The organism is Pseudomonas sp. LABIM340, assembly GCF_040017195.2.
Taxonomy (GTDB): domain Bacteria; phylum Pseudomonadota; class Gammaproteobacteria; order Pseudomonadales; family Pseudomonadaceae; genus Pseudomonas.
The window spans coordinates 2,463,290-2,487,093 of the sequence record NZ_CM200227.1 but is presented as its reverse complement, the minus strand read 5'-3'; the positions used below and the strand labels follow the sequence as shown (position 1 = coordinate 2,487,093).

The following is a 23,804-nucleotide window of genomic DNA, read 5'->3' as shown; positions in this document are numbered from 1 at the left end:
GCAAGGGGAACGCATGCAGCAACTGATCCGCCGGGGCGCACTGGGCCTCGCCATCGCCAGCGCACTGAACCTCACGGTGCTCGACCTGGCCCGCGCGCAAGATAGCGACGCCATCCACGCCACCCGCCACTTCAGCGTTCCGGCCGGGCCGCTGGGCACCGCCCTCACCCACTTCGCCGAACAGGCCGGCAGCCGGCTGATCTTCACCAGCGACCTGGTCGCCCAGCGCAGCAGCGCCGGCCTGCAGGGCGACTTCAGCATCGAAGACGGCTTGCGCCGGCTGCTGGAGGGCAGCGGTCTGCGGGGTCGCCAGGAGAGCGATGCGATCCTCATCGAGAAGGCTCCGGCCAACGACGTGATGGCAATGGACGCCACCACCGTGCAAGGCGAAGCAATGGGCGCAACCACCGAGAACAGCGGCTCCTACACCACCGGCTCGACCAATACCGCCACACGTATGGCCCTGAGCCTGCGCGAGACGCCACAGTCGGTGACCGTGGTGACCCGGCAGAAGATGGACGACCAGAATATCCAGAACCTCGACGACGTGGCGCGCACCGCCACCGGCCTGACCTACACCAAGACCGGCACTGAGCGCTCGACCTATTACGCGCGCGGCTTCGAAGTCACCGACCTGCAGTTCGACGGCTTGCCCAGCAGCATCTCCGAGCCCTATTCGCTGGACGCCATGTCCACTTCCAACATGGCGATCTACGACCGCGTGGAAATCGTCCGCGGCGCCAACGGCCTGCTGCAAGGCACTGGCAATCCCTCGGCGGCGATCAACATGGTGCGCAAGCGCCCGACCCGCGACTTCCGCCTGGGCGCCGAGTTGGGTGCCGGTTCCTGGGACAACTACCGCGCCCAGCTCGACGTGTCCGGACCGCTCAGCGACAACGGCCATCTGCGCGGCCGCACGGTGGCCTACTACAACACTGCCAACAGCTTTCGCGACGCGGCCTCACGCGATAATCAGCTGCTCTACCTGATCGGCGAGGCGGATCTCACCGACAACACCGTGCTGACCCTGGGCTTCACCTCCCAGCAGGACCGCAACAACGGCTACGACTGGGGCGGCCTGAACACCCGCGCCGACGGCAGTTTCTACCCACTGTCGCGCTCCACATCGCTGGCCGGCAAGTGGGCCTACCTGGACAAGACCAACTACAACCTGTTCGGCGACCTCACCCACTATTTCGACAACGACTGGAAGCTGACCCTGGCCTGGAACAGCCTGTGGTCCGATTCCAATTTCCTGTCCTCGTATCCTGCGCGCACCGCGGGCGACAACTTTCGCCTGCCGATCTCCAAGACCGATTACGACGACCAGCAGCTGGGCCTCGACCTGTTCGCCACCGGCCCCTACCAGCTGTTCGGTCGCGAGCACCAGCTGATGCTCGGCGCCAACAGCCGGCGCGATGATTTCGACTACCGCATCCACAACGCCAGCAACACCCCGACGGTGAACATCACCGACTTCGACCGCGCGCAGATCGTCGCGCCGGACATCAACTACGGCAGCGTCGGCCGCTATGACAACACGCGCAAGGAACAGGGCCTGTACGTTGCCACCCGGCTGAGCCTGAGCGACCCGCTGAGCCTGATCATCGGCACCCGCGTAAGCTGGTCGGACTACGAAATCTCCAACCCCACCAGCAGCGACCGCTACCGCGAGAAAGGCCGGCTGATCCCCTATGCCGGCATGGTCTACGACCTCGACAAGCACCACTCGCTGTACGCCAGCTACACGCAGATCTACAAAACCCAGAGCAGCTATGGCGAAGGCAACAAGCTGCTCGACCCCATCGAGGGCGAGAACTACGAAACCGGGATCAAGGGCGAGTACTTCGACGGCCGCCTGAACACCTCGCTGGCACTGTTCCAGGCCGACCTGCTGCACATGGCCGAAGCCATCGACGGCCCGCGTGTCTGCGGCCCGACCGGCGCCGGCGTGTGCTACCGCGAGGGTGGAAAGGTGCGCAATCGCGGCTTCGAAGTGGAGGTCTCGGGCATGCCGCTGCCGGACTGGAATGTCAGCCTCGGCTACACCTACAGCGACCCGGAGTACATAGGCGGCGCCAGCAAGGGCAACGACTACAACACCCGCCTGCCACGCCGGCTGCTGAAGGTTTCCAGCGATTACCGCCTGCCCGGTGCGCTGGCGCAATGGCGCGTGGGCGGCGATGTCTTCAGCCAGAGCGAGACCTACACCAGCGCCGCGGCCTACGACATCCACCAGGGCGGCTACACCCTGGTCAATCTGCACACCAACTACCAGGTCACCCGCCAACTGGAGCTGCAGTACAACCTCAACAACGTCTTCGACAAGGTCTACTACCAGTCCATCCCCACCTCGAACAACTGGGGTGGGTTGTTCTACGGTGAGCCACGAAACTTCGCGATCACGGCGCGGTACAGCTACTGAGCGGCACCAACCAACAGCGTTTCGGCCCGTGCGTCCGGCATCATCTCCAACAGCCCGGAAACCAGCTGGTTGCCCGCTTCATGCAGGGCTTCAAGCGGCATCTCCGGCAAGCTTTCGAGGATGAACCACATGCGCTGCGCCTTGGCATCCAGGCGGGTGCGCACGCCCTGGCGCCAGTTCCAGCGGCGGCAGGTGACGCCGACGTCGTCGCGCCAGATGACTTCGCCGGTGTCGGGTGATTCATGGGCCGGCGCACCGTCCTTCAGGGTGTCGAAGGTTTCGCTGCCTTCGGCGATCACCAGACGCGGAGTACCGGCGTAGGCGGCGAGGTTTTCCCCGCCGACCGGAATGGCGAACTGCACGCTGATGGCGTTGTACAGGTCCACTACCGGATCGATGCTCGGCAGGCTGCCGTCACGCAGCGCACGCTTGCGCAGCGCTTCCGCCGAACAGGGCGTGCGCTGGGGCTTGGCGCCGAAGCGGCGGAACACTTCGGCCCAGGCCGCCAGGTGCGCGTCGCCCCAGGCCGGTTGGCCCGCCGCCAGTGCCGCGCAGGCTCGCTGCAGGGCCTGCTCCGCCACCTCCGGATGGAGAATCGGTGCGGCTTCCACGGTGATGCTCAGGGCTCGAAAACCGGGAGCGATGGCGGCGATGGCGGGATCGATCCAAGGCGTAACGGGTTGCATGGCGAAATCCTTGTACGGTGATACGGGGTGATTCGGGCTCTCGAGTTGCCTGCCTCAGCGGCGGACGAAATTGCGTTTGTTGTAGTCGCCCCAGGCGACGGAAAGGATATTCAGCACACACAGCAAGGCGGTCCATCTGGACTTCATTGGAATAGCTCCGGAAACAGTGGGAATGGGCACGAACGGCGCGCCCGACCCGCACAGTTCTACCGGCATGGCGACATCGCTGCCATGAAATCCCCGAATGAAGGATTAGCTCTGCTTATGCGGAACAGCGAAAATCATCTTTGCTAATTCCGCCAGGCTTTAGCTGAACTGAACTGTCGGGCCGCAGAAATCGTGCATTGAAGTACGCCCTCGCCAGCGCTGAGATGGACCGGCGGACAACCCGCCGCCCCGACAACAACGAGAAAGAGGTTCGCGCCCCATGCGCACGCTGATCAAAGCCCTGGCCCTGGCTTCCACCACACTCCTCGGCGCGCCCTTCGCCACGACCGCCGCCGAAGCACCCAAGGCCGAAGCCCCCAAGGCTGAAAAGCCGGCCTTCGTGGTACACAAGCTGACGGACTTCCTCTACGCCATCGGCGAGCCGAACTACTACCAGAAGAACTATTCGTACCTGCTGGTAGGTGCGAACCAGGCGCTGATGTTCGACTCCGGCGCCAACCAGAAGGAAGACATCACCCAGGTCGCCCGCCAGATCACCGACAAGCCGCTGTCAGTGCTGCCTTCGCACCTGCACTTCGATCACCTGGGCGGGCTGCACAACTTCCAGAGCATCTACCTGGTGGATACGCCCTTCACCGCGAAATTCCGCCGCGCCGATGGCCTCTACCAGGTGCCCGAGCCGGTCTACCTGGGCAACATCGACCACATGACCCTGGCGCCCTTCAAGGTCTCGCGACTGGTGAAGCCCGACGAGGTGATCGACCTGGGCGGCCTCAAGCTGCGCCTGCTGAGCATGCCCGGCCACACGCCGGACGAAGTGGCGCTGTTCGATGAGGCGCACAACATCCTGCTCTCCGGCGACCACCTCTATCCATCCTGGCTGCTGGCGGGGAACCTCAAGGACTACGTGGCTTCGCTGGATTCCACGCTGAGGGTGATCAACCCGCAGACCACCCTCTATGGCGCCCACGCCGACGAAGACCCGAGCAAGGTGCCGGCCATGACCTATGCCGACGTCGTCGCGGTGCGCGACAAGATGCAACAGATCCAGGCCGGCCACGCCAAGGGCGAAGCCTTCAGCGACCCGGAGCTGATCAGGAGCTCGGAGCTGTACAAGGTGGAGAAGGACATCAGCATCCTCACCGACATCCAGTTCACCGATGGGCGCGGTTACGGCTACTGATCCGGCTCGCTGATCGACAGCAACCACTCGACGAACGCCCGGACCTCCGGGCGTTCGCGCTTCGCCTCGGGGCAGACCACGTAGTAGTTGTGCACCGCCGCCACCGAGATCGGCAACGGGCGCACCAGCCGGCCTTCGTCGAGGTCGCGCTGTGACACCGTCTCATCGCTGAGCGCCACGCCAAAGCCATCGCGCGCCGCCTGCAGGACCATGCCGAAATCCTCGAAATGGATGTCCTCGGCGCCACCCCGACTGTATCCAGCCTCGGCCAGCCATTGCTGCCACTGGCTGCCATCGTCCTCGTGCAACAGGCGGTGCCGCGCCAGGTCGGCGGCCTCGACGATGGCCAGCGGCCCGCGCAGGTACTGCGGGCTGCACACCGGCGTCATGCGGATGCCATGCAGCAGGCGCCACCAGACACCCGGCCACGGTGGCGTGCCGTAGATCACCGCCACGTCGGCGCGGCGCCAGTCCACCTGCGGCATCCCCGGCGCGGTGATCACGCTCACCCGCACCGAGCGCGTTTCCTCCATGAAGCGCAGCAGCGGCCGGGTCAGCCACTCCACGCCTTCGGCCGGCGGGATCGACAGGCAGATATCCACCCTTTCCTCTTCCGGCCGGACTCCCGCCTGCAATGCCTGGACGGCCTCAGTGATCTCGCCCATGGCACTGGCCACGCGCTTCTGCAGCTCACGGCCGCTGTCGGTCAGCGCCAGCTGGCGGCCGCGCTTCTCGAACAGCTCCACGCCCAGGCTGGCCTGCAGCGCCTTGACCTGCTGGCTGACCGCGCCCGTGGTGACGTGCAGCTCGACGGCAGCCGCAGCCAGGCTGCCCAGGCGGGCCACGCTTTCGAACACCCTGAAACTGTGCAGCGGTGGGAGGGCCATGTCTTTTCGAAATCCGACGAAAACCAAGGCGGACGGTTATAGCAGGAGCAGCCTTCGCCGGGGAGAACGGCGAGCACGGCACACCGCTGGCCCACAATTTGCGATGACCTGTGTACCGGTGGCCAGCAAGAACCTTTCGAAGCTTTGCATGCAGCCAACTGGTGCTTTTGTATTCAAACATGCACACATTTCGTGCAAGGCACTCCGGGTCAGGATTTCATGCAGAACGCCGATTGCAGAGCCATCAATCCTAAAAATACACATAACCGACCGGTCAGATTCCGGACCATCGACCGCAAACATGTATACAAAACAGTGGATATTCACCACGGACTTTGTCTACAGTGGCCCCACAACAAAAACAAGCGAGTCCTCAGCCATGAATGATCGTTCAGCTGTAGCGTCCGCCGGAGCACGCCCGGAAGACGAGAACCTCGGAATCGGCGCCAACCTGGCGTACGGCCTGCAACACGTTCTGACCATGTACGGCGGTATCGTCGCCGTGCCCCTGATCCTCGGCCAGGCGGCCGGGCTCTCCCCCAGCGAGATCGGCCTGCTGATCGCCGCCTCGCTGTTCGCCGGTGGCCTCGCCACCTTGCTGCAAACCCTCGGTCTTCCCTTCTTCGGCTCGCAGATGCCGCTGGTGCAGGGCGTATCCTTCGCGGGTGTCGCCACCATGATCGCCATCCTCGGCGGCGGCTACGAAGGCGGTGGCATGCCCGCTGTTCTGGGCGCAGTCATGGCAGCCTCCTTCATCGGCTTCCTGATCACGCCGGTGTTCTCGCGCATCACCAAGTTCTTCCCGCCGATGGTCACCGGCATCGTCATCACCACCATCGGCCTCACGCTGATGCCGGTGGCGGCGCGCTGGGCCATGGGCGGCAACCCCAAGGCGCCGGACTTCGGCAGCATGGCCAACATCGGCCTGGCGGCCCTCACCCTGGTGTTCGTCCTGCTGCTGAGCAAGCTGGGCAACGCATCCATTTCGCGCCTGTCGATCCTGCTGGCCATGGTGATCGGCACCGTCGTCGCCGCGGCCCTGGGCATGACCGACTTCTCCCGCGTGGCCGAAGGCCCGATGGTCGCCTTCCCATCGATCTTCCATTTCGGCCTGCCGACCTTCCACATCGCCGCCATCATCTCGATGCTGATCGTGATCATGGTGACCCTGGTGGAAACTTCGGCGGACATCCTCGCCGTCGGCGAGATCATCGGCACCAAGGTCGACTCCAAGCGCCTGGGCAACGGCCTGCGCGCCGACATGGCGTCGAGCATCCTGGCGCCGATCTTCGGCTCCTTCACCCAGAGCGCCTTCGCCCAGAACGTCGGCCTGGTGGCCGTGACCGGCGTGAAGAGCCGCTACGTGGTCGCCACCGGCGGCCTGATCCTGGTGACCCTCGGCCTGCTGCCGGTGATGGGCCGGGTGATCGCTGCGGTGCCCTCCTCCGTACTCGGCGGCGCCGGCGTGGTGCTCTTCGGCACCGTGGCGGCCAGCGGTATCCGCACGCTGTCCAAGGTGGACTACCGCAACAACATGAACCTGATCATCGTCGCCACCTCCATTGGCTTCGGCATGATCCCGATCGCCGCGCCCAGCTTCTACGAGCACTTCCCCAGCTGGTTCGCCACCATCTTCCACTCGGGCATCAGCTCGGCGGCGATCATGGCCATCGGTCTCAACCTGCTGTTCAACCACCTCAAGACCGGCAACTCCAACCAGCAATCGGTGTTCGTCGCCGCCGAGGAGCGCACCCTGCGCTACCGCGACATCGCCGCGCTGAACGAGGGTGACTACTTCCAGAACGGCAAGCTGTACGACGCCGAAGGCAACGAGGTCCAGGTGGTTGGTGACGATCACGATGAGCACCACGCGCCCACCGCCAGAACGGTGAAGCGCGAGACGGTGAACAGCAGCGCCTGACGCGAAGTCAGACGCCCATGAAAAAGGCCCCTTCCGGGGCCTTTTTCATTTTTGCGATTCAGTGCAGCGCCACCGCCGAATCTTCTTCGGCCGAGGCCACCACCATCGCCACCGGATCGGCATGCAGCGGCTCTGACTCCGCTTCGGCCTGCGGCGGTGCGCTCACTTCCAGCATCAGCGACGCAGAAGGCCCGCCACCCGGCGGCGGGTTGACCACCACCACGGCCAGGCTGCCGCCGACGGCCACATCCTCGGGCAACAGCTGGAAGGCCAGGCGCGAGCTGTCGGCCAGCGACGTTTCGCGCTCCTTTCCATTCACCTGCACCCGCGCTCCACGGCTGAAACCCTTGCCACGCAGGGTGACGTAGAGCGACTGGGCATCGAGGACCGGTGGCTGTGCTTCGGTGATGACGGCCAGGGGGTTTTCCAGCGGATCCTTGCGCCGCGCGTCACCGGCCGGATGGCGGGTGCGAAACAGCGCATCCAGGAGGACGGCGAACTTGTCAGTACCCTGCTTGGACGCCATCCCCACCAGAGCGGCCATGGCCATCAGCCCGTAGAGATTGACGCTGGCCGGGTCGCTGGCGGCGCTCACCGTGAGGAACACCGCGCGTACGATCAGGTAGAGCATCAGCGCCAGCGCCATGCCGATGCAGGGCTTGAGCAGGTACCACCAGATCCAGCTGGCCATGAAGCGGTCGTTGCCGACGAAGTCGCCGAAGGACTTCGCGACATGGACGAAACTGCCCAGCGCGCCGGCCACCATGACCATTACCAGCAGCCGCGCGTCCGGGCCCGGACACCAGCCGATCAGGCATTGCACGCCAGGGTCACCGACTGCGCCGGCGCGAGGAAATTGCGGGTAGGACTGCGGCCACAGGCTGACCAGGGCGACCGCGAGGGCCAGGGCGAGGAGCATCAGCCCAGCGCCCATCAGGGTGATCTGCAGGGTATTGGCGCGTCGTCTCTTGCTGCGTGTCTCCATCATGCGCTCCGGGCAGAAGGTTCAGCGGGAAAAACGCCCTGCCGCGAAGGGTGTTTCCCGCCTTCGCACGACGAACAGAGAAATTCACGTTAGCGCAGCGCCAAGCCGCTGCAAGAGGCCCTGGTGAATTTTTAACCGCTGTCTCGGGGGCGTTACGTAACGCCGGCGAAACAGCGCGCGCAAAGGCCCGTGCTCAGGCCACTTCGGCCTCGGGCAGGGGCGCGTCCAGTAATCCGATAAATGCCCGCAAAGCCGGCGTATCGGTGCCACGCCGCCAGAACAGCCAGGTCGTCGCGTCGGCATGCTGCGGCGCCAGGCGGTGGATCGCCACGTTGCGCCCGCCGGCCAGGCTCTCGAACATCGCCCGCGGGATGATCGCCACGCCGCCGCCCGCCGCGATGCAGGCGAGCATGCCGTGGTAGGACTCCATCTCCATGATCTTGCCCGGCACCACGCGGTGCTCGGCGAACCAGCCTTCCAGGCGCTTGCGGTAGGAGCAGGTATCGCGGAAGGCGAACACCGTCTCCCCCGCCACGTCCCGCGCGTCATGCACCGGCGCGTGGTGCCTGGCACTCATCAGCACCAGCTCCTCGCGGTATACCGGCTTGCCGTCCAGCTGCGGGTGGTTGGCCGGGCCGTCGGCAAAGGCGGCGATGAAACGGCCGGAGAGCACGCCGTCGATCATCTCGCCCGAGGGGCCGGTGGACAGGTCCAGCTGCACCTTCGGGCACTGCTGGTGATAGCGCGCCAGCATTTCCGGGATGCGCACCGCCGCCGTGCTCTCCATCGAGCCCAGGGAGAAGCCGCCATGGGGCTCGGCGCCCACCGCCACCTGACGGGCCTCTTCCACCAGATCGAGGATGCGTTCGACGTACTCGAGGAAGCTGCGCCCGGTAGGCGACAGACGGAGGCGCAGCTTCTCGCGGATGAACAGCTCAGTGCCCAGCTCCGCTTCCAGCTGCTTGATCCGCGTGGTCAGGTTCGACGGCACCCGATGTAGACGGGCCGCGGCGGCGGTGATGCTGCCCTCGTTGGCGACGGCGCGGACGATTTCCAGCTGGGTGAGGTCCATGATTCTCTCCGAGAGAAAGAGCCTTTCTTGATTATTCATTTTACATGAATGGTTGCGCATCTTAATTTCTGCGCCATCCCGGAGCCACCCCGCCCGGACGAACGACCGGCCTTGCGCCTCCCCATAGAACAAGCAGGACTCACCATGAACCAGATCGCCGCCATCCCCGCTGCCATCTCCCGCAGCCCCGCCACCGGCCAGGAACTGGCCCGCTACACCTTCGAAGATGCCGCCCAGCTGGAAACCTCGCTGGCCCGCACCGATGCCGCGTTCCGCCAATGGCGCGACACCAGCATCGCCGAACGTGTCGCCGTGCTGCGCAAGATGGCCGAAGTCCTGCGTGCCAACGTCGAGCCGATGGCCCGCATGGAAGCCCAGGAAATGGGCATGCCGGTCACCCAGGCCCGCGGCGAAATCAACAAGTGCGCCAACCTCTGCGAGTGGTACGCCGACAACGGCCCGGCCATGCTCGAAGACGAGAAGACCAGCATCGAAGGCGCGTACATCTCCTACCTGCCGCTGGGCCCGGTCCTGGCCGTGATGCCGTGGAACTTCCCCACCTGGCAGGTCATGCGTGGCGCGGTGAGCATCATCCTGGGCGGCAACACCTACGTCCTCAAGCACGCGCCGAACGTCATGGGCTGCGCCTATCAGCTGCGCGACGCCTGGCTGCAGGCCGGCCTGCCGGAAGGCGTGTTCGAGGTACTGAACGTCGAGCCGCCGCTGGTCTCCAAGGCCATCGCCGATGACCGCATCGCCTCCATCGCCGTGACCGGCAGTGTCGGTGCCGGCGCCGCCATCGCCTCCCAGGCCGGTGCCGCGCTGAAGAAGTGCGTGCTGGAGCTGGGCGGTTCCGACGCCTTCATCGTGCTCGCCGACGCCGACCTCGACGCCGCCGTGAAAGCCGCCGTCGCCAGCCGCTTCGGCAACTGCGGCCAGGTTTGCATCGCCGCCAAGCGCATGATCCTCGAAGAATCCATCGCCCCGGCCTTCACCGAGAAGCTGCTGGCCGCCGTCAAGGCGCTGAAGATCGGCGACCCGCTGGCGGACGACACCTTCGTCGGCCCGATGGCCCGCTTCGACCTGCGCGACGAACTGGACGGCCAAGTACAGCAGGCCATCGCCGATGGCGCCACCCTGCTGCTGGGCGGCCACAAGCTCGACGGCGAAGGCAACTACTACGCACCGACCGTGCTGGCCGACGTGAAGCCGGGCAACACCGCGTTCAAGAAGGAAATCTTCGGCCCCGTCGCTTCGCTGATCGTCGCCCGTGACGCCGAGCACGCCCTGGAGCTGGCCAACGACAGCGAGTTCGGCCTCTCCGGCGCGATCTGGACTGCCGACAAGGCCAAGGCCCAGCACATGGCCCGTCGCCTGGTCAGCGGTGGCGTGTTCATCAACGGCTTCTCCGCCTCCGATCCCCGCGTACCGATCGGCGGCGTGAAGAAGAGCGGCTTCGGTCGCGAGCTGTCGCACTTCGGCCTGCGCGAGTTCACCAACCCGCAGACCGTGTGGATCGACCGCAAGTAAGTCGCCCCACAAAAAAGGCCCCTTCGAGGGGCCTTTTTTATTGCGTACGAGGCAGAACGTCCGCATCGGTGCATCAACTGTAGGAGCGGGCCATGCCCGCGATCGCGCGCATGGCGCGCATGGCGCGCTCCTACAATGTACGTCAGGGTTTGGCAGCGCCCTTCTTCAGCTGCAGAAGCTCCCGGGTGCTATGCCGCAGATTCTCGGCCAAGCTGCCCTGCTCGTTGAAGCAGTCTTCGACCAGCCAACCGCCAGCCGTGCGATGCAGCAGCAGGCCAAGATCGCGGTCCTCCCCCGTCAGTGCATCCTTGAGCACCACCCGCGCCTTGATGCGTTCGTCGTCCACCGGGGTGAACGCCAGCGACTTCACCTTGATATCGCCCCAGTCCTGGCAATCGCACAACGGGTCGCCACCGAGGTAGCCCAACTCGCCATCGGCGGCATCCTGGTCGGCCTTCATCAGCGCGATCAGCGAGGCGTCGTAGACGTCCTCTTCCTTCAGCGTCTTGTTCGGCACACCCGGGCCATCTGGCGTATAGCTGGCGTACAGCTGGCGCAGGAAGCGCTCCGCGCTGGCGCTATCGGTCGCCGACGTCGAAGCCGCGAGTGAAGTATCGAAGAGCGTCAGCAGGATCAGCGACAGGGCGAAAGCGGATCGCAGGAAGGCCATGGGATTCTCCATCGGGCAGCCGGGCATCATCACCCAGTACCGCCTCGAAAATCCGTGATGTGGTTAAAGCTGCGGCCGATAGCCCTGGGATAGCAGCCAGCCCTGGAAGGCCCGGCGGCGCTCCGGCGGCAGGTCCGCCAGTACCTGGGCCTCCGGCTCAGCGCGCAGCCGCCGCAGCCAGGGCGCCAGCTCCAGCCCGTCAAGGTGCCAGATGCCCAGCGGTTGGTCGGCGCTGACCACCACTTCCGCCTCATCGACGAACTCGCCCTTCAGCACCGGGGCGCGCTCGATGCGCAGGCTGGCGAAGTCCGCCGGCACGTGGCTCGGCTGTTCGTCCGGCCAGGCGCGACGGGCCTGCCAGAACGGCAGCTCGCTCCACTGCGTTTCGCTGGCGTAGAAATCGCGGCCGACACGGGCGAAGCGCAGGAACAGCTGCTCGACGCGCTGCTGATGGAAGCGCCGGGCCAATGCCGCCCGCTCCGGCGCACGCAGCAGCGTGTTGATCACCAGCGGCGCCTGCAGCGCCGAAGACAACGACTGGAAGATGCCATTGCCCGACAGCGGGTCCACCGCCATCGCTGCATCGCCCACGCGAATCCAGTTGTCGCCGCAGGCTTCCAGGCAGAGGATCGCCGTGCTGCTGCGGGCGTGCAGGTCCAGTTCGCGTTCGGCGGCATCGCCGAAGAATTGCCGGGCCAGCGTCGACGCATTGCGGCGCTCGCGGCAGTAATCCAGCAACTGCTCGCGGGGCGGCAACTGGCTGCTCGCGACATCCAGGGTGAGCTGCCAGTAGCAGCGGCCGTCCTCCAGCCGCGCCATCCACGCCCAACCGTCGGCCAGGCTTTCCACCGCCGTAGCCAACGAGCCGGGCTCACCCTGCCAGCGGTTGAGCAGGCTGAGGGTTTCCGGGCCGCGCCGGGCCTTGCTGCCCTTCTGGCTCAGCGGCGCCTGCCGGCCCCGGGCCTCGACCAGGAAGGCACCCTGCACTTCCCGCCCGCCTTCGAGCTTCACCCGCCAGCCGGAACCATCTTCCGCCACGGCCAGCACCTGCGCTTCGATCAGCTCGACACCGGCTTGCTTCAGGTCCTCGCGCAGCCCGGCATCAAAGCGCGGGCGATCGAGGACGCATTCGATGTTCTGCGCGCTTTCCACACTGTTCCACTGCACGCGCCGTTGCGACGGCGGCGCGGCGCACTCCAGCGCGCGCTTCAGGCCGGAATTGCGCAGACCTTCCAGCACGCGCTGGGACACGCCTTCCACGGCGGCGAAGCGGCGCCATTCACTGATCACGATAACGGGATGGCCCAGGCGGCGCAGGCCGAGGGCGACCGCCGCTCCGGCAGGGCCGGCGCCGAGGATCAGCACAGGCTTGCCACTCACAACTCCACCTTCCGTTCGACCCCACGAAAAGCCGCCCGCGCACGCATCACCTCGACGAGCTGCACATTCGACAACTCCGGCCACTGCGCGAGCAAAGCCACCAGATGGCCGCTGAAGGCCGCGCAGCCCAGGCTCGCACCGGAGCGCCCGCCCACCTTCACCGCCGCGCCGAAGTCGGCCTGCGGGCTGTCCAGCCAGGACCACTCGCCCTCGCCGCAACGGGCATCACCAGTCACCCGGATCACCCCCGCGTAGCTCGCCGGAAACACCGGCTCGCCCCGCGCCGGACTGGACGCGCAGACCAGCACGCCGGCCTCGATCAGCTCCGTCACGGCTTCGCGCAGGATCGGCCGATCCTGGCGCACGCCCAGGCTCAGGTTGATCACCCGCACTCCCTGCTCGCCCAGCCAGTGCAGCGCGGCGGCGATCTGCAGCGGGCTGGTCACGCCACGCTCATCGAAGACCTGGGCGACGCACAGACGAGCTTCCGGTGCATGGGAAAGAATGGCTTCGCAGACGACGCTACCGTGGCCCAAAGCATCCGCCGCAGCCTCGTCATCAGCGTGACCGTCGTCAGTCAGGAAGAACCGCCGCGCACCGCTGACGCTCGCGGACTGGGAGTCAGCGAAACCACTGTCGACCACGCCAACCCGCAGTTCAGGCCTCATGGTGCTGCACCGGCTGCGCCTCACGCACACGCATCTGCCCATCCTGCAATTCCAGGTGCAGGTCGGCGGCGGCCAGGGTCGAAGTGCGGTGGCTGATCAACAGGCGCGTGCGCCCGGCGAACAACTGGTCGATGGCCGCGATCACCTCGCGCTCGGTGCTCTCGTCCACCTGCGAAGTGGCTTCGTCGAGCACCAGGATCAGCGGGTCCTGCAGCAGTGCGCGGGCGATGGCGATGCGTTGCTTCTGCCCGCCGGAAAGCTGCTGGCCGCGCTCGCCCAGCGGGCTGTCGAGGCCTTCGGACAGGCTGGCGATCAGGCTGTCCAGCTGCGCCGCGCGGGCGGCCCTGTCGATGGCCTCGCGGCTCGACTCGGGCGCGCTGTAGGCCAGGTTGTCGGCGAGGCTGCCACGGAACAGCACGATGTCCTGGCTGACCACTGCCACGCGCCGGCGCAAGGCTTGCAGGTCAAGTTCGCGCAGGTCCACGCCGTCCAGCAGGATGCGCCCCTGGTCGGGGTCGTAGAAGCGTTGCAGCAAATCGATCAGGGTGCTCTTGCCGACCCCGGACGGGCCACTCAGGGCGACCTTGAGGCCGGCGGGAATCACTGCCTGGACATCCTGCAGGACCGCTTGCGCGCGCCCCGGCCAGGCGTAGTGCAGATTCTCCAGGCGCAGCTCGCCCACCGCCGGCATCGGCCGTGGCGTGGCGGGTGAAACGATGGTCGCTTCCTCGCCGCGCAGTTCCATCACCCGGCCGAGGCTGACGGTCATGCGCTGCAGCGCAACGTACAGGCCGAGCAGGCTCTGCACCGGCCCGATGGCCATGCCCAGATAGGTGGAAAAGGCGATCAGCGAACCAAGCTGCCAGGTGCCCTGCACCACCCAGTAACCGCCGACCAGGAAGGCGCAGGCGCGGGACAGCGACATCAGCGTACCGGGCACCGCCTGGGTGAAGAACTCGGTGAGCTGCAGGCGCAGCAGTTGGCCGAGGTAGCCCTGCCCCAGCCCTTCCAGACGCCCGGATTCGCGGGTTTGCTGGCCGGCGGACTGGATGAATTTCATCGCCGGCAGCGTCTCGACGAAGAACGACGACAGGTCCGCCGAGCGCTCGCGCAGGCCGCGCGCCTCGCGCTCCACCTTGCGCCGCATCCAGCGCAGCCAGAGCACGTCCAGCGGGATCAGAAGCGCCACCAGCAGCGAGAGTTTCCATGACAGGGTGAGCAGCAACACCAGCGCGCCAACCAGGCCAATCACACTGGAGACGGCGGAGAACAGCGAGTCCACGGCGAAGCGCTGGATCTCGGCGACGTCGCCGTCGAGCCGGGACATCAGGTCGCCGATGCGGCGGCGGCCGAAGAAGCTCGGCGAGAGCGTCTGCAGGTGGCGGTACAGCGCGTCGCGCAGGGAGAACAGGATGCGCCCGGACAGGCGCGTGTGCAGGTAGCGGTTGAGGCCGGACAACGCCGTGCCGACCAGGCCGACGACGATCATCGCGCCGGCCACCATCACCAGCACCGGGAAATCCTTCGCCAGCAGGCCGTCGTCGATCAGCGTCTTGGTCAGCCAGGGCTGTGCGAGCACCAGGATCGAGGCACAGAACGACAACCCGAGCAGCCCGGCGATGGCTGCCTTGTGCGGCTTGACGAAGCCGTACAGCCAGCGCAGCGAGGCCTTGAGTTGCTGCGGGTCGTCGCTGTCGATAAGGCGGGTGAAGAACATCAGCCCACCTTGAGTTGCTTGAGCTTGCGGTACAGCGTGGCGCGGCTGATGCCCAGTGCGTCGGCGGCGGCGGAGACGTTGCCCTGATGGCGCTCCAGCGCCTGGCGGATCAGCTCCAGTTCGTTCTCGCGGATGCTGCCGCTCTGCGGGCGCTCGCCGGCGGCGAGTTCGTCCAGGGTGCTGTCGGGCAGGTGGTCGAGGCTCAGTTCCTCCTCGCCCTCCTCGCGCATGGCCAGCGCGGTGCGCAGGACCATCTCCAGCTGGCGGATGTTGCCCGGCCAGTGGTACTCGCGCAGCAGGCCGAGCAACTCGGCGGAGAGCTTCACCTTGGGAGCGCCCAGGCGCGCCAGCAGGCCGGTGGCCAGCTCGGCGAGATCGTCGCGCTCACGCAGCGCCGGCAACTTCACGCTGATGCCGTTGACGCGGTAGTAGAGGTCCTCGCGGAATTGCTTTTCCTCCACCAGACGCTTCAGGTCGCGGTGGGTCGCACAGATCAGCGCGACGTCGATGTCCTGCTCCTCGCCGGCACCCAGCGGCGCCACCTTGCGCTCCTGCAGCACGCGCAGCAGGCGCGCTTGCAGGGCCAATGGCATGTCGCCGATCTCGTCGAGGAACAGCGTACCGCCGTGGGCCTGCTGCAGCCGGCCGACCATGCCGCCGCGCCGCGAGCCGGTGAAGGCGCCGTCGCGGTAGCCGAACAGTTCGGATTCGATCAGGCCCTCGGGGATCGCCGCGCAATTCACCGCAACGAAAGGTTTGTCGCTGCGCGCACTGGCCTGGTGCAGGGCGCGGGCGACCACTTCCTTGCCGCTGCCGGTTTCACCCAGCAGCAGTACCGGCAACTCATTGACCAGACCCTGGCGCGCCATGCGCAGGGCGCGGGCGTAGCGCGGGTGGCTGCCGGCGAGGGCTTCGAGTTCGGGGCCGGCGGCCGGGCGCGGTGCGCGGGCGCTGACCGGCACCGCGTGGCTGCGCAGCGGCGCCTGCAGCGTCTTGTAGAACAGCTCGCCCTTGGGCGTCTGCAGGCTGCCGACGCCGCCCTGGTAGAGGCGGCCGAGCAACTGGTCGCCGCGCAGGCCGAGGAAGTCTTCGCTGCGCCGGCCCACCAGGCTTTCGCGGTGGGCGCCGAGCAACTGGCAGGCCTGGCCGCTGACGGCCAGCACCTTGCCGTCCAGCCCCAGCGCCAGCAGGCCCTGCCAGGCGGAATCGAGGTATTGGCGGCGGTAATGGAAGGCGATCACCACCTGCCCCGGATGGCTGACGGCGAACAGCCGCGCCTCGATCTGGAACACCGCGAGGCTGAGCAGCGAGAGGCTTTCGCGCGGGCCGGAGAGCGGCCCCTCACGGGTCATGTCGAGCACGCCGAGCAGCGTGCCCTGCGGACCTTCGATGGGCACCGAGGTGCAGGAGAAGCGGCTCAGGCGATCGAGGAAGTGCTCGCCGCAGTCAATCTGTGTAGCGCGCTTTTCCACCAGCGCGGTACCCAGGGCGTTGGTGCCGCGCGAGGCTTCGCTCCAGCAGGCGCCCTGGACGATGTCGGCCAGGCCTTTGCTCTGCATGCGTTCGCGGGCGCCTTCGACAGAGAGGATGGTGGCGTCGGCGTTGGCCAGAATGATCACGCCATCATGGCCCTGGCGCTGTTGCAGGTAGTCGAGTTCAGGGGTGGCGGCGTCGAGCAGCAGGCGGTTGCCGGCCAGCAGCACGTCGGGTTTCACCCGCGTATCGAGGCCGTGCTCGGTGCCGCTGGCGCAGTCCAGGCCATGGCCGACGCTGCGCCGCCAGGAGGCGTCGATTTCCTCGCGGAGCACGCCGCTGGGGACTTCGCCTTCCTGTTGCAGGCGTTCGCGGGCCAGGTGGGCTTCGCGCAGCAGGTCGCTGCTTATTGTTCTTGTAGTCATGCATCGCTCCGGTAGGTTCCGTGCCCCTTTTCAGGGATGTCGGGGCGCGGAACTCGCAGGCTGGTCAGGGCTGTGTACACCCGCAGACGGCGTCAGTAAAGGGGAAGCCCCAGGTAGGAAAGTCTAGTAGGGAGCAGCAGGCAATTCCCGCGCCACTCCCCGTCGCACTTCCCTTTCCAGTCCCTTTGCCGGGCCGCCTGCGAGTTGTGTTGACAGTGACTCAAGGCAGGTTTACGTTAACGTAAAGGTAAACGACCTAGCAAGAGCATTCCCATGGCCACGACCTACACCATCTCCGAGCTTGCCCGCGAACTGGACGTCACCACCCGCGCCATCCGCTTCTACGAGGAGCAGGAAATGCTCAGCCCCGAGCGCCGTGGGCAGGAGCGCGTCTACAGCGCGAAGGACCTGGTGGCGCTGAAGCTGATCCTGCGCGGCAAGCGCATCGGCTTCTCGCTGGCCGAGTGCAAGGAGCTGATCGACCTCTATGACCCCAGCAGCGGCAACACCAGGCAGCTGCAGACCTTCCTCGACAAGATCACCGCGCGCCGCGCACAGCTGGAACAGCAGTTGCTCGACATCGAGCAGATGAAACTGGAACTGGACACGGCCGAGGAGCGCTGCCTGGCGGCCATGGCCGAGACCGACAAACCCCGCAAGCAGCGCGTCCCGAGCTGACCTCGGCGCCCTGCCCGCTCTCCCTCATCCGATTACAAGTACAACAGGTGACCCCATGAGCTACCCCTCCCTCAACTTCGGCCTCGGCGAAACCATCGACATGCTGCGCGAGCAGGTGCAGGGCTTCGTCGCCAGCGAACTTGCCCCGCGCGCCGCGCAGATCGACGCCGACAACCTGTTCCCCATGGACATGTGGAAGAAGTTCGGTGACATGGGCCTGCTCGGCATCACCGTCGCGGAGGAGTACGGCGGCGCCAACATGGGTTACCTGGCCCACGTCATCGCCATCGAGGAGATCAGCCGGGGTTCGGCGTCGGTCGGCCTGTCCTACGGCGCGCACTCCAACCTGTGCGTCAACCAGATCAAGCGCAACGGCAACGCCGAGCAGAAGGCCAAGTACCTGCCCAAGCTGATCAGCGGCGAGCACATCGGCGCCCTGGCCATGAGCGAGCCCAACGCCGGTTCCGACGTGGTGTCGATGAAGCTGCGCGCCGAGAAGCGCGGCGACCGCTTCGTCCTCAACGGCAGCAAGACCTGGATCACCAACGGCCCGGACGCCAACACCTACGTCATCTACGCCAAGACCGAGCCGGAGAAAGGCGCCCACGGCATCACCGCTTTCATCGTCGAGCGCGACTGGAAAGGCTTCAGCCGTGGCAGCAAGTTCGACAAGCTGGGCATGCGCGGCTCGAACACCTGCGAGCTGTTCTTCGATGACGTGGAAGTGCCGGAAGAGAACGTCCTGGGCGCGGTCAACGGCGGCGTGAAGGTGCTGATGAGCGGCCTGGACTACGAGCGCGTCGTCCTCGCCGGCGGCCCGATCGGCATCATGCAGGCCTGCATGGACGTGATCGTCCCCTACATCCACGACCGCAAGCAGTTCGGCCAGAGCATCGGCGAGTTCCAGCTGATCCAGGGCAAGGTCGCCGACATGTACACCCAGCTCAACGCCAGCCGCGCCTACCTCTATGCCGTGGCCCAGGCCTGCGACCGTGGCGAGACCACCCGCAAGGACGCCGCCGGGGTGATCCTCTACACCGCCGAACGCGCCACCCAGATGGCCCTGGACGCCATCCAGATCCTGGGCGGCAACGGCTACATCAACGAGTTCCCCACCGGCCGCCTGCTGCGCGACGCCAAGCTCTACGAGATCGGCGCCGGCACCAGTGAAATCCGCCGCATGCTGATCGGTCGCGAGCTGTTCAACGAGACCCGCTGATCAGCCGGAAAGCACCCTCACCCTAACCCTGGCTGCGCGCCCCGCTCCAAAGGGAGAGGGAACCGGGCGGTGCCGGCTGAAATCCCAGCGTTCCGATTGCGCCCCCTCTCCCTCCGGGAGAGGGTCGGGGTGAGGGGAAAGCCCCCGCGCCCAGCTCAACCTGATGGAGCCAACCATGGCCATCCTGCACACCCAGATCAACCCGCGCTCTCCCGACTTCGCCGCCAACGCCGCGACCATGCTGGAGAACGTCCAGGACCTGCGCGCCGTCCTCGGCCGCGTCCATGAAGGCGGCGGCGCCGCCGCCCAGGCCAAGCACACCGCGCGCGGCAAGCTGCTGGTGCGCGAACGCATCAACCGCCTGCTCGACGCCGGCTCGCCCTTCCTCGAAGTCTCCGCCCTCGCCGCCCATGACGTGTACGGCGAAGACGTCGCCGCCGCTGGCGTGGTCGCCGGCATCGGCCGCGTGGAAGGCGTGGAATGCATGATCGTCGGCAACGACGCCACGGTGAAAGGCGGCAGCTACTACCCGCTGACCGTGAAGAAGCACCTGCGCGCCCAGACCATCGCCCAGCAGAACCGCCTGCCGTGCATCTACCTGGTGGACTCGGGCGGCGCCAACCTGCCGCGCCAGGACGAGGTCTTCCCCGACCGCGAGCACTTCGGCCGGATCTTCTTCAACCAGGCCAACATGAGCGCCCAGGGTATCCCGCAGATCGCCGTGGTGATGGGCTCCTGCACCGCTGGCGGCGCCTACGTGCCGGCCATGAGCGACGAGACCATCATGGTGCGCAACCAGGCCACCATCTTCCTTGCCGGCCCGCCGCTGGTGAAGGCCGCCACCGGTGAAGTGGTGAGCGCCGAGGACCTGGGCGGTGCCGACGTGCACTGCAAGACCTCCGGCGTGGCCGACTATTACGCCGAGGACGACGAGCACGCGCTGGCCATCGCCCGCCGCTGCATCGCCAACCTCAACTGGACCAAGCAGGGCAAGCTCAACACCCTCGCCCCGCGCGCCCCGCTGTACGCCAGCGACGAGCTGTACGGGGTGATCCCGGTGGACAGCAAGCAGCCCTTCGACGTGCGCGAGATCATCGCCCGTCTGGTCGATGGCAGCGAATTCGATGAGTTCAAGGCGCTGTTCGGCACCACCCTGGTGTGCGGCTTCGCCCACCTGCACGGCTACCCGGTGGCGATCCTCGCCAACAACGGCATCCTCTTCGCCGAGGCCGCGCAGAAAGGCGCGCACTTCATCGAACTGGCCTGCCAGCGCGGCATTCCGCTGGTGTTCCTGCAGAACATCACCGGCTTCATGGTCGGCCAGAAGTATGAAGCCGGCGGCATCGCCAAGCACGGCGCCAAGCTGGTCACCGCGGTGGCCTGCGCCCAGGTGCCGAAGTTCACCGTGATCATCGGCGGCAGCTTCGGCGCCGGTAACTACGGCATGTGCGGCCGCGCCTACGACCCGCGCTTCCTGTGGATGTGGCCCAACGCGCGGATCGGCGTGATGGGCGGCGAGCAGGCCGCAGGCGTGCTCGCCCAGGTCAAGCGCGAGCAGGCCGAACGCGCCGGTAACGCGCTGTCGGCCGAGGACGAGGCGAAGATCAAGGCGCCGATCCTCGAGCAGTACGAGCGCCAGGGTCACCCCTACTACTCCAGCGCGCGCCTGTGGGACGACGGTGTCATCGACCCGGCGCAGACCCGCGACGTGCTCGGCCTGGCCCTCTCCGCCTCGCTCAACGCGCCTGTCGAAGCCACGCGCTTCGGCGTCTTCCGCATGTAAGGCCGCTGCCATGACCGACTATCAGACTTTCTCCTTCGAGAACATCGAGCTCGATATCGACCCGCGCGGCGTTGCCACTCTCTGGCTGAACCGCCCGGAGAAGAACAACGCCTTCAACGCCCAGACCATCGCCGAGCTGATCCAGGCGCTGGCTGCCGTGGCCAACGACGAGCGCGTGCGCCTGGTCGTGCTGCGCGGCCGCGGCCGGCACTTCTGCGGCGGCGCCGACCTGGCCTGGATGCAGGAATCCGTGCAGCTGGACTACCAGGGCAATCTCAACGACGCCCAGCAGCTCGCCGAACTGCTCTACAACCTGCACCAGCTGAACAAGCCGACCCTCGCCATCGTGCAGGGCGCGGCCTTCGGTGGTGGCGTCGGGCTGGTGGCCTGCTGCGACATGGCGCTGGCCGCCGAGGACGCGCAGTTCTGCCTGTCCGAAGTGCGCATCGGCCTGATCCCCGCGACCATCGGCCCGTTCGTCACCAAGGCCATCGGCCAGCGTGCCGCCACCCGCTACGCCATGACTGCCGAACGCTTCAGTGGCCTGCGCGCCCGCGAACTCGGCCTGGTGGACGAGCACTACCCGGCCGCCGACCTGGATGACGAAGCCGATGCCTGGATCGCCAACCTGCTGAACAACAGTCCGGCTGCCCTGGTGGCCTGCAAGGCGCTGTTCCATGAAATCGGCGCTGGCGAACTCACGCCCGAGCGCCGCCGCTACACCGAAGCCGCCATCGCCCGTATCCGCATCAGCCCCGAGGGGCAGGAAGGCCTGCGCGCCTTCCTGGAAAAACGCAAACCGGCCTGGCAGGAGCAAGTCTGATGAAGAAGATCGATACCCTGCTGGTGGCCAACCGCGGCGAGATCGCCTGCCGCGTGATGCGCACCGCCAAGGCCCTGGGCCTGACCACCGTGGCCGTGCACAGCGCCACCGACCGCAACGCCCGCCACGTCGAAGAGGCGGACATCGCCATCGACCTGGGCGGCGCCAAACCCGCTGAAAGCTACCTGCGCGCGGACGCCGTACTGGCCGCCGCAAAAGCCGCCGGCGCCCAGGCCATCCACCCCGGCTACGGTTTCCTCTCGGAGAACGCCGGCTTCGCCCGCGCCTGCGAAGAGGCCGGACTGGTGTTCCTCGGCCCGCCGGCCAGCGCCATCGACGCCATGGGCAGCAAGTCCGCCGCCAAGGCACTGATGGAAACCGCCGGCGTGCCACTGGTACCCGGCTACCACGGCGAGGCTCAGGACTACGCAACCTTCCAGCGCGAGGCCGAGCGCATCGGCTACCCGGTGCTGCTCAAGGCCGCTGCCGGTGGTGGTGGCAAGGGCATGAAGGTGGTCGAGCGCGAGGCCGAACTGGCCGAGGCGCTGGAATCCGCCCAGCGCGAAGCGCAGTCGGGTTTCGGCGACTCGCGCATGCTGGTGGAGAAGTACCTGACCAAGCCGCGCCACGTGGAAATCCAGATATTCGCCGACCAGCACGGCAACTGCCTGTACCTCAACGAGCGCGACTGCTCGATCCAGCGCCGTCACCAGAAAGTGGTCGAAGAAGCGCCGGCTCCGGGCCTCTCCCTGGAACTGCGCCAGGGCATGGGCGAGGCCGCTGTGCGCGCCGCCCAGGCCATCGGCTACGTCGGCGCCGGCACCGTGGAGTTCCTCTACGACGAAGGCAGCGGCCAGTTCTTCTTCATGGAAATGAACACCCGCCTGCAGGTGGAGCACCCGGTCACCGAAGCCATCACCGGCCTCGACCTGGTCGCCCTGCAGATTCGCGTTGCCCGTGGCGAGCCGCTGCCGATCACCCAGGAACAGGTGCCGCTGATCGGCCATGCCATCGAAGTGCGCCTCTACGCCGAAGACCCCGAGGGCGGCTTCCTGCCTGCCAGCGGCCACCTCGCGCTGTATCGCGAACCCGCTGCCGGCCCCGGCCGCCGGGTAGACAGCGGCATCCGCGAGGGCGACGACATCTCGCCGTTCTACGACCCGATGCTGGCCAAGCTGATCGCCTGGGGTGAGAACCGCGAGGAAGCCCGCCAGCGCCTGCTGTCGATGCTCGGCGAAACCGCCGTCGGCGGCTTCAAGACCAACCTGGCATTCCTGCGCCGCGTACTGGCCCACCCGGCCTTCGCCGAGGGCGAGCTGGATACCGGCTTCATCGGCCGCTACCAGGACACTCTGCTGCCCGCTCCCACCGCCCTGCCCGAGCGCTTCTGGCAGCTCGCCGCCGAAGCCTGGGTGCAGAGCGAAGCCGCCCGCGTGCGTGGCGACGACGCCCATTCGCCGTGGTCTGCCCAGAGCGGCTGGCGCAGTGGCCTGCCGGGGGAAACCGACCTCCACCTGCTGGCCAAGGGCGAATCCCAGGTAGTGCGCCTGCGTCATGCCGACGACCAGCGTATCGCCAGGCTGGACGGTCAGTGGCTGGAGGTTAAAGACGGTGAAGTTCGTCGCCGCCACCAGGTGATCCGCCGTGGTGACAGCCTCTATCTGGAATGGAACGGCGAGCTGGTCAGTGTGCAACGCTTCGACCCCATCGCCGAGGCCGAAGCCGCGCACTCGCACCAGGGTGGCCTGGGCGCGCCCATGAACGGCAGCATCGTGCGCATCCTGGTCGAACCCGGCCAGAGCGTCGAAGCCGGCGCCGCACTGGTGGTGCTCGAAGCGATGAAGATGGAACACAGCATTCGCGCGCCGCACGCTGGCGTGGTGAAATCGCTGTATTGCAGCGAAGGCGAACTGGTGTCGGAAGGTACGGCGCTGGTGGAACTGGAAGAAGCGTCGGCCTGACGCCGGCTTTTGTAGGGCGCATAACGCGCCAGCGTTATCCGCCGCCAGACAACGGCGGATAAAGCGTTCCGCTTTATGCGCCCTACACGACTTCCGCTTGATGCCGCATTTGCAGGAGCGAGCAAGCTCGCTCCTGCAGAAAGCACCGCC

Annotated in this window: 18 protein-coding genes; 9 read left to right on the top strand and 9 right to left on the bottom strand. The window is 66.7% G+C overall.

Annotated features, from left to right (window positions below):
- Positions 1-13 precede the first annotated feature (13 nt).
- On the top strand, positions 14-2,425 hold the full coding sequence (locus ABKS89_RS11725) for a TonB-dependent siderophore receptor (protein WP_348589900.1): 2,412 nt from the start codon (positions 14-16) through the stop codon (positions 2,423-2,425).
- On the opposite strand, the gene ABKS89_RS11720 is transcribed toward ABKS89_RS11725, so the two are convergent.
- Positions 2,419-3,111, bottom strand: a complete 693-nt coding sequence (locus ABKS89_RS11720) for a B3/B4 domain-containing protein (RefSeq protein WP_348589899.1) — start codon at positions 3,109-3,111, stop codon at positions 2,419-2,421. The genes ABKS89_RS11725 and ABKS89_RS11720 overlap by 7 nt on opposite strands.
- A gap of 427 nt (positions 3,112-3,538) precedes the next feature.
- Between ABKS89_RS11720 and ABKS89_RS11715 the strand changes: the two genes are divergently transcribed.
- Positions 3,539-4,462 carry an MBL fold metallo-hydrolase gene (locus tag ABKS89_RS11715; RefSeq protein WP_348589897.1) on the top strand — a complete coding sequence of 308 codons (924 nt, stop codon included), beginning with the start codon at positions 3,539-3,541 and terminating at the stop codon, positions 4,460-4,462.
- Here the strand turns inward: ABKS89_RS11715 and ABKS89_RS11710 are convergent.
- Complete coding sequence (locus ABKS89_RS11710) at positions 4,456-5,349, bottom strand: LysR substrate-binding domain-containing protein (protein ID WP_138216235.1); 894 nt, start codon at positions 5,347-5,349, stop codon at positions 4,456-4,458. The two genes, ABKS89_RS11715 and ABKS89_RS11710, sit on opposite strands and share 7 nt — an antisense overlap.
- Before the next feature lie 379 nt (positions 5,350-5,728).
- On the opposite strand from ABKS89_RS11710, the gene ABKS89_RS11705 reads away from it, so the two are divergent.
- Complete coding sequence (locus ABKS89_RS11705) at positions 5,729-7,270, top strand: nucleobase:cation symporter-2 family protein (RefSeq protein WP_138216236.1); 1,542 nt, start codon at positions 5,729-5,731, stop codon at positions 7,268-7,270.
- A 58-nt stretch (positions 7,271-7,328) separates the two neighbouring features.
- Here ABKS89_RS11705 and ABKS89_RS11700 read toward each other — a convergent pair whose 3' ends face one another.
- Both ABKS89_RS11700 and ptrR read right to left on the bottom strand, forming a co-directional pair.
- Entirely contained in the window at positions 7,329-8,255 is a 927-nt protein-coding gene (locus tag ABKS89_RS11700) for a choice-of-anchor Z repeating domain-containing protein (RefSeq protein WP_348589896.1), read from the bottom strand.
- A 193-nt stretch (positions 8,256-8,448) separates the two neighbouring features.
- Complete coding sequence (ptrR, locus tag ABKS89_RS11695) at positions 8,449-9,327, bottom strand: putrescine utilization regulator PtrR (RefSeq protein ID WP_138216238.1); 879 nt, start codon at positions 9,325-9,327, stop codon at positions 8,449-8,451.
- A 144-nt stretch (positions 9,328-9,471) separates the two neighbouring features.
- Here ptrR and ABKS89_RS11690 point away from each other — a divergent pair, with 144 nt between their 5' ends.
- Positions 9,472-10,857, top strand: a complete 1,386-nt coding sequence (locus ABKS89_RS11690) for an NAD-dependent succinate-semialdehyde dehydrogenase (protein WP_138216239.1) — start codon at positions 9,472-9,474, stop codon at positions 10,855-10,857.
- A 142-nt stretch (positions 10,858-10,999) separates the two neighbouring features.
- Here ABKS89_RS11690 and ABKS89_RS11685 read toward each other — a convergent pair whose 3' ends face one another.
- The 5 genes from ABKS89_RS11685 to ABKS89_RS11665 all read right to left on the bottom strand — a co-directional run bounded on the left by ABKS89_RS11685 (position 11,000) and on the right by ABKS89_RS11665 (position 17,190).
- The gene (locus ABKS89_RS11685) at positions 11,000-11,527 is read right to left on the bottom strand and encodes a DUF3828 domain-containing protein (protein ID WP_348589894.1); all 528 of its coding nucleotides are present in this window, start codon (positions 11,525-11,527) and stop codon (positions 11,000-11,002) included.
- A 63-nt stretch (positions 11,528-11,590) separates the two neighbouring features.
- Complete coding sequence (qhpG, locus tag ABKS89_RS11680) at positions 11,591-12,907, bottom strand: flavin-dependent monooxygenase QhpG (RefSeq protein WP_348589892.1); 1,317 nt, start codon at positions 12,905-12,907, stop codon at positions 11,591-11,593.
- On the bottom strand, positions 12,904-13,575 hold the full coding sequence (gene qhpE / locus ABKS89_RS11675) for a subtilisin-like serine protease QhpE (RefSeq protein ID WP_348589890.1): 672 nt from the start codon (positions 13,573-13,575) through the stop codon (positions 12,904-12,906). The genes qhpG and qhpE overlap by 4 nt, the downstream gene beginning before the upstream one ends.
- On the bottom strand, positions 13,565-15,292 hold the full coding sequence (locus tag ABKS89_RS11670; protein ID WP_348589888.1) for an ABC transporter ATP-binding protein: 1,728 nt from the start codon (positions 15,290-15,292) through the stop codon (positions 13,565-13,567). The genes qhpE and ABKS89_RS11670 overlap by 11 nt, the downstream gene beginning before the upstream one ends.
- Positions 15,292-17,190, bottom strand: coding sequence for a sigma-54-dependent Fis family transcriptional regulator (locus ABKS89_RS11665; protein WP_138216244.1), 1,899 nt, complete (start codon positions 17,188-17,190; stop codon positions 15,292-15,294). Before ABKS89_RS11665 ends, ABKS89_RS11670 begins: the two co-directional genes overlap by 1 nt.
- Before the next feature lie 273 nt (positions 17,191-17,463).
- Between ABKS89_RS11665 and ABKS89_RS11660 the strand changes: the two genes are divergently transcribed.
- The 5 genes from ABKS89_RS11660 to ABKS89_RS11640 all read left to right on the top strand — a co-directional run bounded on the left by ABKS89_RS11660 (position 17,464) and on the right by ABKS89_RS11640 (position 23,654).
- Positions 17,464-17,868: a MerR family transcriptional regulator gene (locus tag ABKS89_RS11660; RefSeq protein WP_138216245.1), complete on the top strand. Its 405-nt coding sequence runs from the start codon at positions 17,464-17,466 to the stop codon at positions 17,866-17,868.
- Positions 17,869-17,923: 55 nt separating this feature from the next.
- Complete coding sequence (locus ABKS89_RS11655) at positions 17,924-19,087, top strand: isovaleryl-CoA dehydrogenase (protein ID WP_024765596.1); 1,164 nt, start codon at positions 17,924-17,926, stop codon at positions 19,085-19,087.
- Between the two features lie 175 nt (positions 19,088-19,262).
- Positions 19,263-20,870 (top strand): carboxyl transferase domain-containing protein, encoded by a 1,608-nt coding sequence (locus ABKS89_RS11650; protein WP_348589887.1) that lies wholly within the window; start codon positions 19,263-19,265, stop codon positions 20,868-20,870.
- A gap of 10 nt (positions 20,871-20,880) precedes the next feature.
- Entirely contained in the window at positions 20,881-21,693 is an 813-nt protein-coding gene (locus ABKS89_RS11645) for a gamma-carboxygeranoyl-CoA hydratase (protein ID WP_348589886.1), read from the top strand.
- Positions 21,693-23,654 (top strand): acetyl/propionyl/methylcrotonyl-CoA carboxylase subunit alpha, encoded by a 1,962-nt coding sequence (locus ABKS89_RS11640; RefSeq protein WP_348589885.1) that lies wholly within the window; start codon positions 21,693-21,695, stop codon positions 23,652-23,654. Before ABKS89_RS11645 ends, ABKS89_RS11640 begins: the two co-directional genes overlap by 1 nt.
- Positions 23,655-23,804 lie beyond the last annotated feature (150 nt).

Excerpts from the sequence above, each read along its gene's own strand:
- ABKS89_RS11685 (WP_348589894.1), bottom strand. The coding sequence starts at position 11,527 with ATGGCCTTCCTGCGATCCGCTTTCGCCCTGTCGCTGATCCTGCTGACG.
- ABKS89_RS11705 (WP_138216236.1), top strand. The coding sequence starts at position 5,729 with ATGAATGATCGTTCAGCTGTAGCGTCCGCCGGAGCACGCCCGGAAGAC.
- ABKS89_RS11710 (WP_138216235.1), bottom strand. The coding sequence starts at position 5,349 with ATGGCCCTCCCACCGCTGCACAGTTTCAGGGTGTTCGAAAGCGTGGCC.
- ABKS89_RS11650 (WP_348589887.1), top strand. The coding sequence starts at position 19,263 with ATGGCCATCCTGCACACCCAGATCAACCCGCGCTCTCCCGACTTCGCC.
- ABKS89_RS11725 (WP_348589900.1), top strand. The coding sequence starts at position 14 with ATGCAGCAACTGATCCGCCGGGGCGCACTGGGCCTCGCCATCGCCAGC.
- ABKS89_RS11670 (WP_348589888.1), bottom strand. The coding sequence starts at position 15,292 with ATGTTCTTCACCCGCCTTATCGACAGCGACGACCCGCAGCAACTCAAG.
- ABKS89_RS11715 (WP_348589897.1), top strand. The coding sequence starts at position 3,539 with ATGCGCACGCTGATCAAAGCCCTGGCCCTGGCTTCCACCACACTCCTC.
- ABKS89_RS11645 (WP_348589886.1), top strand. The coding sequence starts at position 20,881 with ATGACCGACTATCAGACTTTCTCCTTCGAGAACATCGAGCTCGATATC.
- qhpE (WP_348589890.1), bottom strand. The coding sequence starts at position 13,575 with ATGAGGCCTGAACTGCGGGTTGGCGTGGTCGACAGTGGTTTCGCTGAC.
- ptrR (WP_138216238.1), bottom strand. The coding sequence starts at position 9,327 with ATGGACCTCACCCAGCTGGAAATCGTCCGCGCCGTCGCCAACGAGGGC.
- ABKS89_RS11700 (WP_348589896.1), bottom strand. The coding sequence starts at position 8,255 with ATGGAGACACGCAGCAAGAGACGACGCGCCAATACCCTGCAGATCACC.
- ABKS89_RS11660 (WP_138216245.1), top strand. The coding sequence starts at position 17,464 with ATGGCCACGACCTACACCATCTCCGAGCTTGCCCGCGAACTGGACGTC.
- ABKS89_RS11720 (WP_348589899.1), bottom strand. The coding sequence starts at position 3,111 with ATGCAACCCGTTACGCCTTGGATCGATCCCGCCATCGCCGCCATCGCT.
- ABKS89_RS11690 (WP_138216239.1), top strand. The coding sequence starts at position 9,472 with ATGAACCAGATCGCCGCCATCCCCGCTGCCATCTCCCGCAGCCCCGCC.
- ABKS89_RS11655 (WP_024765596.1), top strand. The coding sequence starts at position 17,924 with ATGAGCTACCCCTCCCTCAACTTCGGCCTCGGCGAAACCATCGACATG.
- ABKS89_RS11640 (WP_348589885.1), top strand. The coding sequence starts at position 21,693 with ATGAAGAAGATCGATACCCTGCTGGTGGCCAACCGCGGCGAGATCGCC.
- ABKS89_RS11665 (WP_138216244.1), bottom strand. The coding sequence starts at position 17,190 with ATGACTACAAGAACAATAAGCAGCGACCTGCTGCGCGAAGCCCACCTG.